The sequence below is a fragment of the Bosea sp. AS-1 genome (assembly GCF_002220095.1).
In the GTDB taxonomy this organism is placed as follows: domain Bacteria; phylum Pseudomonadota; class Alphaproteobacteria; order Rhizobiales; family Beijerinckiaceae; genus Allobosea.
Map to the genome: position 1 here is coordinate 4,962,501 of NZ_CP022372.1, position 18,494 is coordinate 4,980,994.

An 18,494-nucleotide genomic window follows, 5' to 3' on the forward strand; every position below is an offset into this window, starting at 1 on the left:
GCCTGACCGAGGCGCTCGGCCTCGCGCTGCCGGGCAACGGCTCGACGCTCGCCACCCATGCCGACCGCAAGCGCCTCTTCGTCGAGGCCGGGCACCTGATCGTCGACATCGCCCGCCGCTACTATGACCAGAACGACGAGAGCGTGCTGCCGCGCAATGTCGGCTCGTTCAAGGCTTTCGAGAACGCGATGACGCTCGATATCGCCATGGGCGGCTCGACCAATACCGTGCTGCACCTGCTGGCGGCGGCGCACGAGGCCGAGATCGACTTCACCATGGCCGATATCGACCGGCTGTCGCGGCGCGTGCCCGTGCTCTGCAAGGTCGCGCCGGCCGTCGCCGACGTCCATATGGAAGACGTGCACCGCGCCGGCGGCATCATGGCGATCCTGGGCGAGCTCGACCGCGCCGGGCTGATCGACACCTCGCTGCCGACCGTGCACAGCACGACGATGGCGGATGCGCTCTCGCGCTGGGACGTCAAGCAGACGACCAGCGAGACCGTGCGCTCGTTCTATAGCGCGGCTCCGGGCGGCGTGCCGACGCAGACGGCCTTCAGCCAGGAGCGCCGCTTCGAGGAACTGGATCTCGACCGCGAGAAGGGCGTGATCCGTAACCTCGAGCACGCCTATTCCAAGGATGGCGGCCTGGCCGTGCTCTACGGCAACATCGCGCTGGACGGCTGCATCGTGAAGACGGCAGGCGTCGATGCCTCGATCCTGAAGTTCTCGGGCCCGGCCGTGATCTTCGAGAGCCAGGATGCGGCGGTCGAGGGTATCCTCAATCGCAAGGTCAATCCCGGCGATATCGTGCTGATCCGCTACGAGGGGCCGCGTGGTGGGCCGGGCATGCAGGAAATGCTCTACCCGACGAGCTATCTGAAGTCGAAGGGCCTCGGAAAGGCTTGTGCGCTGGTCACCGACGGACGCTTCTCGGGCGGTTCGTCCGGCCTCTCGATCGGTCACGTCTCGCCGGAAGCGGCCGAGGGCGGCGCAATCGGCCTTGTCGAGAGCGGCGACATCATCGCGATCGACATCCCCAACCGGAGCATCACGCTCCAGGTCTCCGACGAGGAGCTGGCGCATCGGCGTGCCCATATGGAGGCCAAGGGCAAGGATGCCTGGAAGCCGGCGGCACCGCGCAAGCGCAAGGTCTCGACCGCGCTCAAGGCCTATGCCGCGATGGCGACCAGCGCCGCCAAGGGCGCAGTGCGCGCCGTCGACTGAGCAGGCACGGCCTGAACGAATCTGGAGCGACCGGCCCGCAACGGCCGGTCGCTCTTTTTTCGGAGATCAAGTTTTCGTGTCACGCCTCCAGGGGAGGCATTTCTCCTTTTTTCGCGACCTGACTTGCTGCGGCGCGAAATTAGCGTTGCCGACGCGCTTCCCTGCCCCCTATGGAGCCTGCCGATCGCGCGCCAACCGGCCGGCCTGAATGAACGCCCATATCGTCCCACCGCAAAGGCCCCAACGTTCGCGTTTCCGCTTCTTCGTCCCGATTCTGGCCGGGGCGACCTGGCGCGATCGCCTTGTCGCCTGTCTCGGCGCGCTGATCGGCATCGGCGCCACCGGGCTGATCTGCAGCCTTCTCATCGGCAACGATCCGCATCTGCCGCTGATCATTGCGCCGATGGGGGCGTCGGCCCTGCTGCTCTTCGCGATTCCGTCGAGCCCGCTCGCACAACCCTGGCCGATCATCGGCGGCAATATTGTCTCGGCGCTGTCCGGGCTGCTCGTCACGCATTATGTCGCCGAGCCCGCCGTGGCAGCCGGGTGCTCCGTCGGGCTCGCCATCGCGGCCATGTCGCTGCTGCGTTGCCTGCATCCGCCGGGTGGCTCGACGGCGCTCGCTGCTGCGCTGGGTGGACCCGTCGTCGCCACCTATGGAATCGGTTTTGCTCTCGTGCCTGTCGGGATCAACGCCGTCGTGCTGACGGCGCTGGGTATCCTGTTCCACCGGTTCTCGAGCCACAGCTACCCGCACCGCGCGGTGACAGCGGTCAACGCACACGGCACCAGGGATTTGCCGCCAACCCAGCGCGTCGGCTTCAACGAAGCGGATATCGACGCTGCGCTCGATGACCTGGGCGAGGCTTTCGACATCGACCGGCAAGATATCGACAAGCTGCTCCGGCAGGTCGAGATTCACGCGCTCTCACGGGCCCGCAACCTGCCGCGCTGCGCCGATATCATGTCCCGTGACATCATCCGCATCGATCAGCACGGCGAGATCGAGGCGGCCCGTGGCCTGCTGCTGGAGCACGGTATCCGTGCGCTCCCGGTCGTCGACCGCGAAAACCGGCTGCTCGGCACCGTGGGTCTCAGAGAGCTGACGCGACCTGGACTGCGGGTCAGCGACGTCATGGCGCCGGCGCGCACCGCCTTCGCCACCGCTCCCGCGACCGAGCTGATCGCGCCGCTGACCGACGGTTTCCACCATGCCGTCATCATCGTCGACGAAGCACGCCATCTGCTCGGGCTGGTGACGCAGAGCGACCTGCTCGCCATGCTGCTCAAGCCTTTGCGCCAGCAGGCCGCCTGACGCGAAAGCGGCTGCTGATCAAAAACGGTGCCACTGGCACCGATCCTGTTCTAACCTGCCGACAGGATCTGTAGGGAGGTAACTGGATGCGGGCCGTCGCGGTCGCCCTGAGCTGTCTTTTGTCGCTACCGGCCAGCGCGGCCGGGCCATTCGGCAAGATCGTCGTCGGAAACTGGTCGGGCGGAACCTTCACCAACGATACCACGGGCGCCTTCTCGCATTGCGCCGTGAGCGCGCGCTACAAGAGCGGCGTCACCATGCTGACGTCGGTCACGGCCCAGTTCAGCTGGTTGCTCGGCTTCTCCAAACCCGACTGGACCTTGCGGACGGGCGAGACGCTGAAGCTGCGCCTCGTCTTCGACCGCAGCTCGACCATCGATGTCGTCGCAAACATCAAGTCGCCGACGCTGCTCACCATCGCCATGCCTGCACAATCGGCACTGATCGACGCCTTCCGGAAAGGGCGCTATCTCGAACTCGTCGCCAACGATGCTCGCTATACCTTTGCGCTGACCTCGACGGGCGAGATGCTGCCGGCGCTCGTCGAATGCGTGAAGCAGAGCGGCAATGTACGCGGGCCGATATCGCCTGGCGCGCCCGCCGAAGCCCGAGCGAACCCGCAGGCAACGGAAAAGGACAAGGCAGCCCGCGCGGAGAAGAAGGCCCTGCTGGAGAAGACCCGCGACCTGATCAGCGGGAAGATGCTCGCCTGCATCGGTCGGGAAGGTGCCTCGATGCTGCTCACCGACGAGAAGGCGGAGGTCGTGGCGAAAGCGGCGATGCTGTTCTGCAAGAGCGACGTCGATGCGCTGACCAATGCCACGATCGAGCTGATCGAGAACGAGGAAGGACGCCCGGCCAATCGCAGCGCTGTCCGCGAGGCCGCCGAGAAGCGCGTCCAGGAGGTGGTGACGGCGCATGTCATCCGCACCCGTGGCAACATGCTCAACAAGCGGGTGCCCCCGGGCAATTCGGTGCCGAGCCAGCCCTCCGACCCGGCATCCCGCCCTTCGCAGATGCTCTGAAATGCAAAACGCCGCGCCAGGAAGGCGCGGCGTTCGATTCCGGTGAGGGTCGGATCAGCCCTTGAGCTTGGCGTTGCACTGGCTCCAGTAGCCGCCGCCCTTCTCGATCCACTTCAGATCGCCATTGGCATTCGCAGCCTTGTTGGCGTTGTACTGGTCGACGCAGGTCTTGAGGCGCGCCTTGCCAGCCGTCTCGCTCGAGTATTTCTGTGACACCGCCTTCGGGAACACGGCGGCCTTGGCCTTGCCGGCCGGCTTCGCAGCCGGAGCGGCGGCAGGCGTCGCAGGCTCCGCCGGCATGGCCGCCGCAGCCTCGTCATCAGCGGCATCGTCGTCGCCACACTGGGCCTTGCGGAAGTCGTTCCACTTCTGGCCCTTGAGCGTGTTGGCCTTCTTGGCGTCCTGGTACTTGACGCTGCATTCCTTCATCGTCAGGGCCGAGGCCGGCGACGCCGCGAAGGACGCCAGCGCAAGCGCCGACGCGGATGCGAGAATGAAAGTCCTGAACATGGCGTTCTCCATGGCAAAGCGTAGCTGCCGCCGATCGGCATGCCACCCCTATTCGGGCCGGAAAGCAAGTCCCTTCCGGCGCTGACGACAACGATTCAGGTGACGCCGGGTTCCCAGAGGAATTGCCTCGTGGAAAGCCCTCGGCCGGGAAACCGAAAACCACCCGGCCTCGCTTGCCCGGCCCGCGGCTTTGCCGTCATGGTGCCGGCCTTGCGAAACAACGGAGACAGCATGGCGAGACCGTCCGACGCGGCGAAGGACCGGGACCTGATCCGCATCCTTTCCGAGAATGCACGCCTGCCCCTCTCGGACATCGCCAAGATGCTCGGCGTCTCGCGCGCGACCGTGCAGGGCCGGCTTGCGCGGCTCGAACGCGACGGGATCATCGCCGGCTATACGACCATTCTCGGCAGCGCGGCGCGGCCCGCCACGACGATCGCGGCACTGGTGATGATCGAGCTCGAGGTCAAGCGACAGGGCGGCGTCGTCGCGGCTCTGAAGAAGCGGCCGGAGGTCGTGCAATGCTACACGCTGAGCGGCCATTTCGACCTCTATGTAAAGGTGGAGTGTGAGACCGCCAGCGATCTCGATGCGGTGATCGACTGGATCGCCGAGATGGACGGCGTCAGGCGCACGACATCCTCCGTGATTCTGGCGCAGAAATTCGAGCGCTGAAGCTGCCGATTCCTGGCGCGCAGGCAGTTATCCTGCGATTTGGACAATATCCCTTCGATATGAGCCAGCATAAGCCATCATATCGACGATCCGCCCGTTAAATGATGCAGCCCTTCACTCCAGCATGGCCTCAGGGAACGGTCCGCCGCGGACCGGCCATGACAGGAGATCGCCATGACCATCCAGAAGCAGCGTGTCGCCGTTCTCGGCGCGGGCCAGATCGGCGCCATCATCGCCGGCATGCTGGCCGATCAGGGACATGAGGTCACGCTGGCCGACGCCTCGCAGGCCCAGCTCGCCCATGCCGCCGGCAAGCGCTTCGGCACGGCGGTCGTCGACGCCTCCGACCTCGCGGCTCTGCGCTCCTTCCTCGCGGATCGCGACATCGTCGTCAGCGCCTGCCCCTATTTCCTCAACAAGGGCATCGCCAAGGTCGCGGCCGAAACCAAGACGCATTATTTCGACCTGACCGAGGACGTCGCCACCACCTCCTATATCAAGGAGCTCGGCGAGACCGCTCCGGTCGCGCTCGTGCCGCAATGCGGCCTCGCCCCCGGCTTCATCTGCATTCTCGGCGCCGACATGGCCGCGCGTTTCGAGAATGTGCGCACCATCAAGATGCGCGTCGGCGCGCTGCCACTCTACCCGACCAATGCGCTGCGCTACAACGTGACCTGGTCGGTCGACGGCCTGATCAACGAATACTGCAACCCTTGCGAAATCGTCTTCGACGGCCAGCCGACGCTGGTGCCGGCGCTGGAAGGCATCGAGAGCGTCATGATCGACGGCGTCGGCTACGAGGCCTTCAACACCTCGGGCGGGCTCGGCACGCTGACCGAGACGCTGGCCGGCAAGGTCCGCAACATGAGCTACAAGACACTACGCTATCCCGGCCATGCCGAGATCATGAAGCTCCTGCTGCGCGACCTCGAGCTCGCCGACGACCGCGAGACGATGCGGCGCATCCTCAGCCACTCGGCCCCCTTCACCCGCAAGGACGTGGTGGTGATCTTCGTCACCGGCGTCGGCGAGCGCAACGGCCGGCTGGAAGAGGAAAGCGTCGTGCTGCGCTATGACGGCAATGACGAGCTCGGCGCCATCCAATTGACCACGGCCTCGGGCTGTGTCGCCATGATCGAGCTGTTCCTGGCCGGCAAGCTGCCCGCCAAGGGTTTCGTGCGGCAGGAGGATGCGGTCCTCGCCGACTTCCTGGCAACGAAGGCCGGCACGCGGCTGGTGCGCGAGGCGCGCGGCGCCGACGCGACCGCGCTCGGCCATACGCTGGCGATCAAGGCGGCAGCCTGACGGAAGGCACCGGCCAGGCGCGGGGCGGGCCTGAACGAGGCCCCCCTCACGCCCTTGTGTGCAGACGTGTGGGACAGGCGCCCCGCGCTTCGGCTATGCGGGAATGATGATCCCGCACGATGGAGAGCGGCCGTGACTGCCCCGCCATCCACCCAGAGCGCAGCCGCCCCCGGCAAAGCCGGACGGGCGGGTGCGCCGACAGCGCCGGCCGGCAAGATGGCCGCGCTGAAAGGCTGGCTGCCCTGGCTCGACCGGCAGGGCCGGTTTTCGGCCCTGCGGGCGGCCGCCTTTGCGCTGACGCTGCTGCCTGCGGTGCTCGTCCTTTACGCCGCCTGGATGGGGCAGCTCGGCTCGAAACCCTGGACCGAGGCGATTCATCGCGTCGGGACCTGGGCGGTCAGGCTGCTCATCCTGTCGCTGGCGATCTCGCCGCTCAGACGCCTCCTCGACTGGAACAAGCTGATCGGTATCCGGCGTATGCTCGGCCTCTCCGTCATGGCCTATGCGCTGGGCCATCTCGGGCTGTATTGTATCGACATGGCCTTCGACTGGGGGCTGATCGTCTCCGAGATCGTCAAACGCTTCTATCTGACGATCGGCTTCGTCGCACTGCTCGGCCTCTGCGCGCTCGGCGCGACCTCGACCGACGGGATGATCCGCCGGCTCGGCAAGAACTGGCAGCGATTGCACAATCTCGTCTATCCGATCGCAGCGATCGCGCTGCTGCATTTCGCGCTGCAGTCGAAGATCGACGTTACCGAACCCGTGCTGATGAGCGGGCTGTTCATCCTGCTCCTGCTCTACCGCGGTCTCTATCGCTGGAAGCTGCCGGTCTCCCTGCCCGCCCTCGCCGGCATTGCCCTGCTCGCCGGGCTCGCGACCGCGCTTCTGGAAACCGGCTGGTACGCGCTGACCAGCGGCGTCTCGCCCTGGCTCGTCTTCCAGGCCAATGCCGACATCCTGACCTATTGGGACTATGCTTCGATCCGGCCGGCCCATTGGGTCGCGCTGGCAGGCCTCGCGGTCGCCGTGGCCCATGCCTGGCGCGCCCGCAAGCCGCGGGCCCGCCGCCAGGCCCGGCAAGCTGTGACGGCCTGAGGACACAGCGGCGGCTCGCGCAAAAACTTTCCCAGTTTCGCCGTTTTCGAAACCGAAAACGGTTCCCTGCGCGCGCCCTCATGCTAACCCTATCCCATGCCTGATGATTTGCATGCCCAGCCGACGGCCGATGTGGCGGAAGCCGAGCTCGCTTCGGAGGGGATAGCCCCTTCCGAAAACCGCTCCTCCCCCTTCGTTCCGCTGCGGCAGCCGATCTTCCGCGCCGTCTGGTTCGCGAGCCTCGCCTCGAATTTCGGCGGCCTCGTCCAGGCGGTCGGCGCCTCCTGGATGATGGCCTCGATCTCACCCTCGGCCGAGATGGTGGCGCTGGTCCAGGCCTCGACGACGCTGCCGGTGATGCTATTCTCGCTCGCCGCCGGCGCGATCTCCGACAACTACGATCGCCGGCGGATCATGTTGACGGCGCAGGGCTTCATGCTGGCCGTCTCGGTCGGCCTCGCGGTCAGCGCCTGGCTTGGGCTGATCACACCCTGGCTGCTGTTGAGCTTCACCTTCCTGATCGGCTGCGGCACCGCCCTTAACAACCCGGCCTGGCAATCCTCGGTCGGCGACATGGTGCCACGCCGCGACGTGCCGGCGGCGGTGACGCTGAACAGCGTCGCCTTCAACATCGCCCGCAGCGTCGGCCCCGCCATCGGCGGCGCCATCGTCGCTGCGGCCGGCGCGGTTGCCGCCTTCGTCATCAACGCCTTCTCCTATATCGGCCTGATCACCGTGCTCGCCCGCTGGCAACCGCCGAAGGTCGAGCGCGTGCTGCCGCGCGAGACGCTGTTCATCGCCATGGGCGCGGGCGTGCGCTATGTCGCCATGTCGCCGAATATCCGTGCGGTGATCTTGCGTGCCTTTGCGTTCGGTTTCGGCGCCATCGTCGGCCTCGCCCTCCTGCCGCTGGTGGCGCGCGACCTGATCCGCGGCGGCCCGCTGACCTATGGCATCCTGCTCGGAGGTTTCGGCGCCGGCGCCGTCGCCGGAGCCTTCATGAGTGCCCGCCTGCGCCGCGCGATGAGCACGGAGGCGCTGGTCCGCTCCACCTTCATCGCCTACGCAGTCGGCATTCTCATCGTCGCGTTCAGCCGCACGATCTGGATGACGATGCCCGGGCTGTTCATCTGCGGCGCCTGCTGGGTGCTGGCGCTCTCCACCTTCAACGCCACGGTGCAGCTCTCGGCGCCGCGCTGGGTCGTGGGCCGGGCACTGGCGATCTATCAAATGGCGACCTTCGGCGGCATGGCGCTGGGAAGCTGGGCCTGGGGCCGCACGGCCCTGCTTTCCGGGACGGACCGGGGCCTGCAGCTTTCCGCCATCGCGCTGCTGATCGGCGCCGGCCTCGGTCTACGCTACCGGCTGCCGCCGCTGGAAGAGCTCAACCTGGACCCTCTCAGCCGCTGGCGGGAGCCCAAGGTCGCGGTCGATATCGAGCCGCGTAGCGGTCCGGTGATCGTCACCGTCGAGTACATCATCAAGCCGGAGGACGTCGTCGCCTTCCTGAACGTGATGGCGGAGCGCCGCCGCATCCGCCGGCGCGACGGCGCCCGGCACTGGACGCTGCTGCGGGACCTGACCGACCCGACGCTCTGGTTCGAGCGCTACGACAGCCCGACCTGGGTCGAATATGTGCGCCAGAACCAGCGCGTGACGCAGGCCGATGCCGAGATCGGCGAGCGCGTCCGGGCGCTCCATAGCGGACCGAACCCACCGGTCGTCCATCGCATGATCGAGCGGCAGACCGCCTCGCTCACCTCGGCGGCGGCGACCGTTCCCATGGCTCCAGCGGCCGTGCCCAAGCCGCTGGGCGATCCGTCCCGCGCCGGCTGACGAGAGCGTTCAGCCGACGATCCAGAGCCCGGCGAGCCCGACCATGCCGACGATGATCCGCCACCAGGCGAAGAACGCGAAGCCGTGCCGCGAGACGAAGTCGAGGAAGGAGCGCACCACCAGCAGCGCCGAGAAGAAGGCCGCGACGAAGCCGATGACGATCAGGATACCGTCGTTGAAGGACAAATCCTTGTAGCTCTTGAGCAGGTCGTAGGCGAAGGCGCCCGCCATGGTCGGCATGGCGAGGAAGAAGGAGAATTCGGCCGCCGCCCGCTTGCTGGCGCCGAGCAGCATCGCCCCGACGATGGTGGCGCCGGAGCGCGAGACGCCGGGGATCATGGCGAGGCACTGGAAGAAGCCGATCTTGAGATACATCGGCAGCGTGAAGGCGGTCGCGTCGGTATATTTCTCCTGCAGTTCAAGCTCGTCGACAACGAGCAGCACGAGGCCGCCCGCGATCAGCGCGCAGCAGACGATCAGCGGGTTGAACAGCACGCCCTTGATGAAGCCGTGCAGCAAGGCTCCGATGATCGCCGCCGGCAGGAAGGCAACCAGCACGCCGATGACGAAACGCCGGGCCGACGGGTCGCTCGGGATGCGCAGCGCGATGTCGAGCAGGCGACGGAAATAGACCAGCAGGATCGCCAGGATGGCACCAAGCTGGATCAGGACCTCGAAGGTCTTGCCGTTCGACTCGAAGCCGAGGAAGTGGCCGAGCAGCAGCAGGTGGCCCGTCGAGGAGACGGGCAGGAACTCGGTGAGGCCCTCGACGATGCCGAGGACGAAGGCTTCGATGATGTTCTGCATGGAACAGGCGTCCTCGTGCGACTCAGGGTCCGCGCCGGCCGGCGTCGGTCCATCCGTGCGGGCTTACGCCCAGCTCTTTGCAAATTGGTTACCACTTCGCGAAGCGAACCGCGCAAATCGTCAGCTTCGGCATCCAGGGCGCTTGTGGCGGTTTTCGGGCGTGATAAGAGCGGGCGCCGAACGCATAGCAGGGAATTTTCCGGCCCGTCGCCCCGCTTCGGCCGCATTTGACCCGCTTCAAGGCTGCATGAGTGCCATGGCGACCCTGTATCATTACCCGCTATGCCCGCATTCGCGCTTCATCCGTCTCGTGCTCGGCGAGTTCGGCATGGAGGCCGAAATGGTCGAGGAGCGCGTCTGGGAGCGGCGACGGGATTTCCTCGAGCTCAACACGGCGGGAACGACCCCCGTCTTCCAGGAGCAGAACGGGCTGCCCGTGCCCGGCGCCGGGCCGATCGCCGAATATCTCGACGAGACCCGCGGGCTTGCGCTCGGCGACCGTAGGCTCCTGCCGGAAGGCCCGGGCGAGCGCGTCGAGGTGCGCCGCCTGCTCGACTGGTTCAATCTGAAGTTCCATGACGAGATCACCGGGCCGCTGGTGCTCGAAAAGGTAATGAAGCGCTTCATGAGCCGCGATGAAGGCGGCGGCCCACCGGAGATGGGCGCGATCCGCGCGGCGCGCTCCAATGTGCGCTATCATCTGCGCTACATCTCCTGGCTGCTCGCCAAGCGGAACTGGCTGGCGGGCGCCCGATTGAGCTATGCGGACCTCGCCGCTGCGGCGCATCTCTCCTGCGTCGACTATCTCGGCGACGTGCCCTGGGAAGAGGACGAGACGGCGCGCGCATGGTACGCCCGAATCAAATCGCGACCGAGCTTCCGGCCGCTGCTGGCGGACCGGGTGCCGGGCATGTCGCCCAGCGCCCATTACGACAACCTGGACTTCTGAGCGCCGAGAAGCTGAAGCGCGCCGTCGCCGAGCGCGCCCAGGCCGAGGGCTTCGCGGTGATGCGTGTCGCGGCCGCCGATGCGATCCCGCTCGCGGCGGAACGCCTCAAGGATTGGCTGAAGGCCGGCTACCACGGCGACATGGCCTGGATGGACGAGCGCACCGCCGAGCGGGCCGATCCGCGGGCGCTGTGGAATGAAGTCCGCTCCGTCGTCATGCTCGGGATGAACTATGCCGGTGAAGGCGATCCGCTCGCCATGCTCGCCCGGCCCGACAAGGGCGCGATCTCGCTCTATGCCCGCCGGCGCGACTATCACGACGTCATCAAGGGCAAGCTCAAGAGCGTGGCCGGGCTCCTGGCCGCACGCGGCGGCGCCGACGTCAAGGTCTTCGTCGATACCGCCCCCGTGATGGAAAAGCCGCTGGCGCAAGCGGCAGGCCTCGGCTGGCAGGGCAAGCACAGCGTCCTGGTCTCGCGCGAGCACGGCTCCTGGCTGCTGCTGGGAGCAATCTACACCACCGCCGAGTTGCCGCCCGACGCACCGGAGCGCGACCATTGCGGTTCCTGCCGGCGCTGCCTCGACATCTGCCCGACAGACGCCTTCCCGGCGCCCTACCAGCTCGATGCGCGCCGCTGCATCGCCTATCTCACCATCGAGCATCAGGGCCATATCGATGCGGAGCTGCGCCCCGGCATCGGCAACCGCGTCTTCGGCTGCGACGACTGCCTTGCCGTCTGCCCCTGGAACAAGTTCGCCGAGGCCGCGCAGGAAACCCGCCTTGCCCTGAGGGGCGAACTCGACGGGCTGTCGCTCGCCGAACTCGCCGGCCTCGACGACGCCGCGTTTCGCGCCCTCTTCGCCGGAACGCCGGTGAAGCGGACCGGGCGCGACCGCTTCCTGCGCAACGTCCTGATCGCGATCGGCAACAGCGGCCTGCCCGAACTTGCCGACAGCGCCACTCGGCAGCTCGATGACGCTTCGCCGCTGGTGCGGGCCATGGCTGTCTGGGCACTGGGCCGCCTCGCGCCAAGCCGGGCTGCGGCGCTCGCCCCCGCCGCACTGCGCGCGGAGACCGATCCGCAGGTGCGGGCCGAGTGGTCCGCCCTGCCCTCCCGTACGGAAGACGCCGCATGAAACTGCTGATCCTTGGCCTCGGCTATTCGGCCGGCTTCTTCGCGCGCGCCGCGCTCGCTCGTGGCTGGGACGTGACGGGGACGGTGCGCTCGGCGGAGAGGGCCGCCGAACTGAGCCGCGAAGGCATCCGCACACTGGTCTTCGGCGGCTTTGCGGTGTCCTCGCCGCTCGCCAAGGCCGTGGCGGAGGCCGAGGCCGTGCTGGTCTCGGTCCAGCCAGGCGAGGACGGCGATCCGGTGCTGCAGCGGCTGCGCGGCCAAATCGCGGCGGCTCCCGCCTTGCGCTGGATCGGCTATCTTTCGACCATCGGCGTCTATGGTGACCAGGGCGGCGCTTGGATAGACGAAAGCCAACCCGTCAATCCCGGCAATACGCGCAATGGCGTGCGCGTTGCGATCGAACAGGATTGGCTGGCGCTGGGGCGCGACAGCGGCAAGGCCGTGCAGATCTTCCGCCTCGCTGGCATCTACGGTCCCGGCCGCAACCCGATCGCCAAATTGCGGGAGGGCAAGGCGACGCGGCTGGTGAAGCCCGGCCAGGTCTTCAACCGCATCCATGTCGACGACATCGCCGGCATCCTGATGGCGTCTCTCGCCCAGCCGCGCAACGGCGCGATCTACAACGTCACGGATGATGAGCCGGCTCCGCCGCAGGATGTCGTCAGCCTGGCTGCGGACTTGACCGGGTTGGACGCTCCGCCTGAGGTGCCTTTCGCGGAAGCGCGGCTCTCGGCGATGGCCGCGAGCTTCTACGGCGAGAACAAGCGAGTCTCGAACGCACTGGTGAAGCGCGAGCTCGGCTACAGCTTCCGCTATCCGACCTATCGGGACGCGCTGCGTGCCCTTGCCCTAGCCGGCGAATAAGCTGCGATCAGGCGGCGTGACGCGCGTTGTCGCCGCCGTAATACTCGGCGTAGCGCTTGTCGATCGCCGAGACCGGCAGCACGACGAGAACATCGGTGGTGCCGAACTGGCGATCGATCACGGCACCGGTGCCGAAGCGGGCCCCAAGCCTGAGATAGCCCTTGATCAGCGGCGGCATCTGCCTGAGCGCAAGCTTGGCATCGACCATCTCGGCGGGCAGGCGGTCCATGCCGACATAGTGCTCGGGATGAGCCTCGGCGCTCCACTCCCCTTGCGAGCGGGCATGGTGGTGCAGGAAGCTCAGCGGCAGGGCGAGCGCATCCGGATCGGTGCCGTCGAAGGAGGCGCAGCCGAACATCGCGTCGATGCGATGATGCTCCAGATAGGCCCAGATGCCGGACCAGAGCAGCTCGACCGTGCGCTTGTTGCGATAGGGCTTCAGCACGCAGGAGCGGCCGAGCTCCAGGAAGCGCTGACCGGGATGGCGCGCCAGCAAGGGGGCAAGGTCGAATTCGCTTTGCGTGTAGAAGCCGCCGAGCCGGTTCGCCGCGCTCTGGCGCATCAGGCGATAAGTGCCGACGACCTTCGGCTTGACGCCGCCGAAACGCCCCTTCGCGGCATGGTCGATGACCAGCAGATGGTCGCAGGCCTTGTCGAAGCGGTCGGCATCGCGGCGAAACATCCGCGCAGTCACATCCGGCTTCGCCGACATCTCCTGATAGAAGACCCGATAGCGCAAGCGCTGCGCGCGCCAGATCTCACGGGGGCCACGCGCCAGCCGCACCTCGAGCGAGCCGAGCCGGCCCAGTGTTCCCGAAAGCGGCTCTGATTCGCCGGCTTCCAATCCGTATCGGCGCATTGCCCCGCCCGTCATCAGCATCATCGGCGCCAGCCGCGAAAGCAGAGGATTGCCGGCTGAAAACCGGGCCGGCAGCGCATTCGTTCTCTCAGAAACGTGCAGTGCCATTGCCTGTCTCGCCCTCAGAGTACATGCCGATCAGATCGTAACGCAACCCGATCAGGTCAAGCGTACCCTATCATTCTTTGGGAGCGGATTCAGCATCCGGGCGGTTTTGCCCCGAGCCGATCCTGCTCCAGACCGTTGCCGGCATGCGGAAGGCTTGCGCCGCCGACCTTACAACTTTGCGACAGAACTGCGTCGGAGCCGTGACGGCCGTCACGCCGAGAGCGTGCGCGAGGCCTTGCTGCCCAGATGGTCGATCCAGCGCAGCAGCGCGGCCCGTTCGAGCGGCTTGGCGAGACAATCGTCCATACCCGCCTCGAGCGCGGCCTCGCGATCGGCCACCGAGACATTGGCGGTGACGGCGACCAGCGGCAGCCGCGGCTTGCGGCCGAGCGTGGCCTCCAGTGCCCGCACCGCCCGGGCGCAATCCAGCCCGGTCATTGCCGGCATGCGAATGTCCAGCAGGGCGAGATCGAGCGTGGCGGCTGCGCCAGTCAGGCTGGCCTCGATCCGCTGCAGGGCCTCGCGGCCGTCACGCACCCAGATGACCGAGGAGCCGAGACGCTCCAGCGTCCGCGTCAGCAACAGGGCGTTGATCTCGTTGTCCTCCGCGACGAGCACATTGAGGGGCCGCCGCTGCGACGGCTTGGCCGCGCGCGCTTTCGTCGGGACCGGCAAAAGCTGGGGAAAACGCGCCCCGAGCCGCTCATAGAGCGAGCGGGCACGGACCGGCTTGATGAGGAAGCCTGAGAAGCCGGCTTCCTGAGGCGAGCCGAACTGGCGCCGTGCCAGCGACGACAGCAGGATCAGGCAATCGCGGATATCCGCCGCCCGGACGGTTTGCGCCAGTTCCTTTGCCGTGGCGTCGCCGAGGGCATGGTCGATCAGCACCGCGGTCACTGGCGTCTCGCCGGCCAGAATCGCCCGCGCAGCCTCCGCCGTCGCCGCGACCGAGACGGCAGCGCTCGTTGCGCGGATCGATTCCCAGAGGAAACGCGCTGCAAAGGGAGCAGGCGAAGCGAGCAGGACGTGCTGGCCCGGCCAATGCGGGATCGGCACGGCCTCCGCCCCGGGGGCGGCGACCAGCGGAAGGGTCACGCGGAAGCTCGCGCCTTCGCCGATGCGGCTCTCGGCCCTGACCTCGCCTCCCATCAGTCCGACCAGTCGCCGCACGATGGCGAGACCGAGCCCGGTGCCGGCATGGCGGGCGCCGGATTCATGCTCGAGCTGCTCGAACTCGCCGAAGATGACATCGAGCCGATCGGCCGGGATGCCGGGGCCGGTATCGGCGACGACGATCTCGACCGTATTTCGCACGCGCCGCACGCTCAGGCCGACACCACCGGCATCGGTGAACTTTACGGCATTGCCGACGAGGTTGAGCAGGATCTGGCGCAAGCGGTCGCGATCGCCGACGAGCTGCGCCGGCAGTTCCGGCGCGATATAGGCGGCGAGTTCGATGCCCTTGGCCTGTGCTCGGGGCGCCATCAGCTCGGAGACGGTCTCGACAAGCTGGACGACGTCGAAAGGCTCCTCGACCAGTTCGAGACGACCGGCCTCGACCTTGGCGAAGTCGAGGATGTCGTCGACCAGCGCGAGCAGGGCCTCGCCGGAAATGCGCAACGCCTGGACGTAGGTCGACTGCTCGGCGTCGAGGCCGGTATCGGCGAGCAGGTCGGACATGCCGAGGATGCCGTTCAACGGTGTGCGGAACTCATGACTGACCGTGGCCAGGAAGCGCGACTTGGCCTCGTTGGCAGCTTCCGCCCGGGCACGGGCCTCGACCAGCGCATCCTCGTCGGCGATGCGGGCGGAGATATCGCGGCCGACGCGTTGGATCAGCGTGCGCCCGCCGGGGCCGGGCACCACCGTCTCGATCCAGGCGACCCAGCGCTCGCCCTCATGGGTGGCGAGACATTCGTCGAAGCTGCGCGCGCCGCCGTCGAGCGGGCGCAGGGCGCGCGTCGCGAGCTGCGGCAGCTGTGCCTCGCTGCCGACGAGATCGACCTCGTTCGCTCCGAAGAGCGCCGCGTAGGCGGCGTTCGCATAGGTGATGCGGGCACCGTCCCGACGCACGATGAAGTCGCCCTGCCCCTCGATCAGGCTGCGATAACGCTGCTCGCTGTCGGCCAGGCTCCAGAGTCGGTCGTTCAGCGCCTCGACCTCCTGCAGCAACCCGGCGATCCGGCGGCGCGAGCGCGCCAGCCGCCGCAGCACGAGGAAACCCGCTCCGCCCAGCAGAGCGAGGACGGCAGAGGCAACGGCGAACCATGTCCAGAACGAAAGCATCATGCTCCCGCTCTAGCGACCGCCCCCTGAAAAAAGCCGCCTGAGGAAAGCGCGCTTTCGAGACCATCCCGCAAGCAAGGCTTAACCTTGGCACGTCCGAAACCGCCCCCGCATGGTGCAAGAACCGCGTTCCCGGGCCGTTTGCCACGCCTCAGGCCGCCTGCGCGAGCTCGCCGCTGCGCGAGCGATAGGACAACGCTTCCGCAAGGTGCAGCCGTCCGATCTTCGCCTCGCCATCGAGGTCGGCGAGGGTACGCGCGACCTTGAGTACGCGGTGATAGGCCCGGGCCGTGAGCCGCATCGCCTCTGCCGCATCCCGCAGCAAAGCGAGGCCCGCCTTGTCCGGGCGGGCTATCTCCTCCAGCACCGGTGCCGGACAGGCCGCGTTGGTGGAGACATGGCCGAGCCCGAGCGCCTCGAAGCGCGCACTCTGGATCGCGCGAGCCGCCGCGACGCGCGCCGCCACCTCGGCGGATCCCTCGCCGGCCTTGGGCAGGATGAGATCGGCCGCCGTCACCGCGGGCACGTCGATCATAATGTCGATCCTGTCGAGCAGCGGACCGGAAATCCGGGTCTGATACTGGGCCATGCAGCGCTCGTTCGGCTGGCGCCGGCAGGCATAGCCCGGTTCCGTCGCCTTGCCGCAGCGGCAGGGATTCATCGCCGCGACCAGCTGGAAGCGCGCGGGGTAGACGGTGCGGTGATTGGCACGCGAGATCAGCACGTCGCCGGTCTCCAGCGGCTGGCGCAACGCGTCGAGCACCTGCGGCTGGAACTCCGGCAATTCGTCGAGGAAGAGCACGCCATGATGGGCGAGAGAGACCTCGCCCGGCTTCGCCTGCAGGCCGCCCCCCACCAACGCGGCCATCGAAGCGGAGTGATGCGGAGCGCGAAAGGGACGCCGGTCGGTCAGCGCGCCGCCGGCAAGATGGCCGCCGACGGACAATACCATCGAGACCTCGAGCAGCTCGCGCGGCGTCAGCGGCGGCAGGATCGACGGCAGGCGGCTCGCCAGCATCGACTTGCCGGCACCGGGTGGCCCGTTCATCAGGAGGTTGTGGCCGCCGGCCGCCGCGATCTCAAGCACGCGCTTGGCGCTCTCCTGGCCCTTGATGTCGGCGAGGTCTGGCAGGATGCCGGCCTGACGCGCCACCGCCGGCTCCGGACGGGCCATCACCTGCGTGCCCTTGAAATGATTGGCGAGCTGGATCAGCGAGCGTGGTGCCAGGATGTCGATATCCGCGGCGGCCCAGGCCGCCTCGGGTCCAGTGGCGGCCGGACAGATCAGGCCCTGGCCGCGATCATAGGCCGCCATCGCGGCCGGCAGAACGCCGGCAACGGGCGCGATCGAGCCGTCGAGAGCGAGCTCCCCCAGCACCGTGTAGCCGGCAAGCGCATCGGGCGGGATCGCGCCGATGGCGGCCATGACGGCGAGCGCGATCGGCAGGTCGTAATGACTGCCCTCCTTGGGCAGGTCGGCCGGCGCCAGATTGACGGTGATGCGCTTGGCCGGCAATGCCAGCCCCGAGGCGATGAGCGCTGCCCTCACCCGCTCGCGGCTTTCGGCGACCGCCTTGTCGGGCAAGCCGACCAGGATGAAGGCGACATTGCCCGAAGCGACCTGAACCTGCACATCGACGGCGCGCGCCTCGATGCCCTCGAACGCCACCGTCGCGACCCGCGTCACCATCTCGGCCCACCCCATTCCCCATCGGAACGCTAGCCGAGCTTCGGGCACGAAGCAAGAACATAGCAAGAACCAAACGAAAGGGCGCCGCGATGGGCGCCCTTCCGGATCGCAGGCGCCTCTCGCCTCAGGCGTGGACGCCGAGGCCGATCAGGCAGGTGACGCCCGTGCCGCCCAGACCGCAATAGCCAGCGGGATTCTTGGCGAGATATTGCTGGTGGTAATCCTCGGCGAAGTAGAAGGGCGGCGCCTGGCGGATCTCGGTGGTCACCGGCCCGTAGCCCTTCGCCGCCAGCGCCTTCTGGTACTCGTCACGCGAACGCTCGGCTGCGGCGCGCTGCTCCTCGTCGAAGACGTAGATCGCCGAGCGATACTGCGTGCCGATGTCGTTGCCCTGCCGCATACCCTGGGTCGGATCGTGGTTCTCCCAGAAGGCCTTGAGCAACTCCTCATGGGTCAGCTTCGCCGGATCGTAGACGACGAGCACGACCTCGGTGTGACCGGTCAGGCCGCTGCAGACTTCCTCATAGGTCGGATTCGGCGTCTCGCCACCGGCATAGCCCGCAGCCGTCACCCAGACGCCGTCGCCCATCTGCCAGAACTTGCGCTCCGCGCCCCAGAAGCAGCCCAGCCCGAACAGCGCCTTGCGCATCCCGTCCGGATAGGGGCCAGCGAGATCGTGGCCGTTGACGAAATGGGTTTCCGCGGTGGGGATCGCATCGCCACGCCCCGGCAGCGCCTCGGCCGCGGTCGGCAGGGAAGTCTTCTTGCGCAGGGAGAACATCGTCGGCTCCGTTCCGTTCATCTCG

The 18,494-nt window shown here is 67.4% G+C and carries 16 protein-coding genes (1 of these 16 only partly in view); 10 read left to right on the plus strand and 6 right to left on the minus strand.

Annotated features, from left to right (window positions below):
- The 3 genes from ilvD to CE453_RS25275 all read left to right on the plus strand — a co-directional run.
- Positions 1-1,226: the 3' portion of a dihydroxy-acid dehydratase gene (ilvD, locus tag CE453_RS25265; RefSeq protein WP_089177093.1), read on the plus strand. It extends 616 nt beyond the left edge of the window; only the last 1,226 of its 1,842 coding nucleotides appear in the window; its start codon lies beyond the left edge, outside the window; its stop codon occupies positions 1,224-1,226.
- A gap of 208 nt (positions 1,227-1,434) precedes the next feature.
- Positions 1,435-2,541: an HPP family protein gene (locus CE453_RS25270; RefSeq protein WP_089177094.1), complete on the plus strand. Its 1,107-nt coding sequence runs from the start codon at positions 1,435-1,437 to the stop codon at positions 2,539-2,541.
- An 86-nt stretch (positions 2,542-2,627) separates the two neighbouring features.
- A complete protein-coding gene (locus tag CE453_RS25275; RefSeq protein ID WP_089177095.1) occupies positions 2,628-3,566 on the plus strand; it encodes a hypothetical protein in 939 nt (312 codons plus the stop codon).
- 54 nt (positions 3,567-3,620) lie between these two features.
- On the opposite strand, the gene CE453_RS25280 is transcribed toward CE453_RS25275, so the two are convergent.
- Entirely contained in the window at positions 3,621-4,076 is a 456-nt protein-coding gene (locus CE453_RS25280; protein ID WP_089177096.1) for a hypothetical protein, read from the minus strand.
- 231 nt (positions 4,077-4,307) lie between these two features.
- Between CE453_RS25280 and CE453_RS25285 the strand changes: the two genes are divergently transcribed.
- From CE453_RS25285 to CE453_RS25300, 4 genes are all read left to right on the plus strand, one after another.
- Positions 4,308-4,751 carry an Lrp/AsnC family transcriptional regulator gene (locus tag CE453_RS25285; RefSeq protein ID WP_089177097.1) on the plus strand — a complete coding sequence of 148 codons (444 nt, stop codon included), beginning with the start codon at positions 4,308-4,310 and terminating at the stop codon, positions 4,749-4,751.
- A 174-nt stretch (positions 4,752-4,925) separates the two neighbouring features.
- Complete coding sequence (locus tag CE453_RS25290) at positions 4,926-6,056, plus strand: saccharopine dehydrogenase family protein (RefSeq protein ID WP_089177098.1); 1,131 nt, start codon at positions 4,926-4,928, stop codon at positions 6,054-6,056.
- Positions 6,057-6,188: 132 nt separating this feature from the next.
- A complete protein-coding gene (locus CE453_RS25295) occupies positions 6,189-7,154 on the plus strand; it encodes a protein-methionine-sulfoxide reductase heme-binding subunit MsrQ (protein WP_248307881.1) in 966 nt (321 codons plus the stop codon).
- Positions 7,155-7,250: 96 nt separating this feature from the next.
- Positions 7,251-8,990, plus strand: coding sequence for an MFS transporter (locus CE453_RS25300; protein WP_089177099.1), 1,740 nt, complete (start codon positions 7,251-7,253; stop codon positions 8,988-8,990).
- A gap of 9 nt (positions 8,991-8,999) precedes the next feature.
- On the opposite strand, the gene CE453_RS25305 is transcribed toward CE453_RS25300, so the two are convergent.
- Entirely contained in the window at positions 9,000-9,797 is a 798-nt protein-coding gene (locus CE453_RS25305) for an undecaprenyl-diphosphate phosphatase (protein WP_089177100.1), read from the minus strand.
- 256 nt (positions 9,798-10,053) lie between these two features.
- Here CE453_RS25305 and CE453_RS25310 point away from each other — a divergent pair, with 256 nt between their 5' ends.
- Genes CE453_RS25310 through CE453_RS25320 form a run of 3 tightly spaced genes read left to right on the plus strand, consistent with a single transcriptional unit; the run spans position 10,054 to position 12,745 of the window.
- Positions 10,054-10,746, plus strand: coding sequence for a glutathione S-transferase family protein (locus CE453_RS25310; protein WP_089177101.1), 693 nt, complete (start codon positions 10,054-10,056; stop codon positions 10,744-10,746).
- On the plus strand, positions 10,644-11,882 hold the full coding sequence (gene queG / locus CE453_RS25315; protein WP_089177102.1) for a tRNA epoxyqueuosine(34) reductase QueG: 1,239 nt from the start codon (positions 10,644-10,646) through the stop codon (positions 11,880-11,882). The genes CE453_RS25310 and queG overlap by 103 nt, the downstream gene beginning before the upstream one ends.
- Positions 11,879-12,745 carry an SDR family oxidoreductase gene (locus tag CE453_RS25320; RefSeq protein ID WP_089177103.1) on the plus strand — a complete coding sequence of 289 codons (867 nt, stop codon included), beginning with the start codon at positions 11,879-11,881 and terminating at the stop codon, positions 12,743-12,745. The genes queG and CE453_RS25320 overlap by 4 nt, the downstream gene beginning before the upstream one ends.
- Before the next feature lie 7 nt (positions 12,746-12,752).
- On the opposite strand, the gene olsB is transcribed toward CE453_RS25320, so the two are convergent.
- From olsB to msrA, 4 genes are all read right to left on the minus strand, one after another.
- Positions 12,753-13,628: a l-ornithine N(alpha)-acyltransferase gene (gene olsB / locus CE453_RS25325; RefSeq protein WP_472840963.1), complete on the minus strand. Its 876-nt coding sequence runs from the start codon at positions 13,626-13,628 to the stop codon at positions 12,753-12,755.
- 294 nt (positions 13,629-13,922) lie between these two features.
- Entirely contained in the window at positions 13,923-16,001 is a 2,079-nt protein-coding gene (locus CE453_RS25330) for an ATP-binding protein (protein ID WP_089177105.1), read from the minus strand.
- Positions 16,002-16,149: 148 nt separating this feature from the next.
- Positions 16,150-17,688, minus strand: a complete 1,539-nt coding sequence (locus CE453_RS25335) for a YifB family Mg chelatase-like AAA ATPase (protein WP_089178142.1) — start codon at positions 17,686-17,688, stop codon at positions 16,150-16,152.
- A gap of 124 nt (positions 17,689-17,812) precedes the next feature.
- Positions 17,813-18,469, minus strand: a complete 657-nt coding sequence (gene msrA, locus CE453_RS25340) for a peptide-methionine (S)-S-oxide reductase MsrA (protein ID WP_089178143.1) — start codon at positions 18,467-18,469, stop codon at positions 17,813-17,815.
- Between the last annotated feature and the right edge of the window lie 25 nt (positions 18,470-18,494).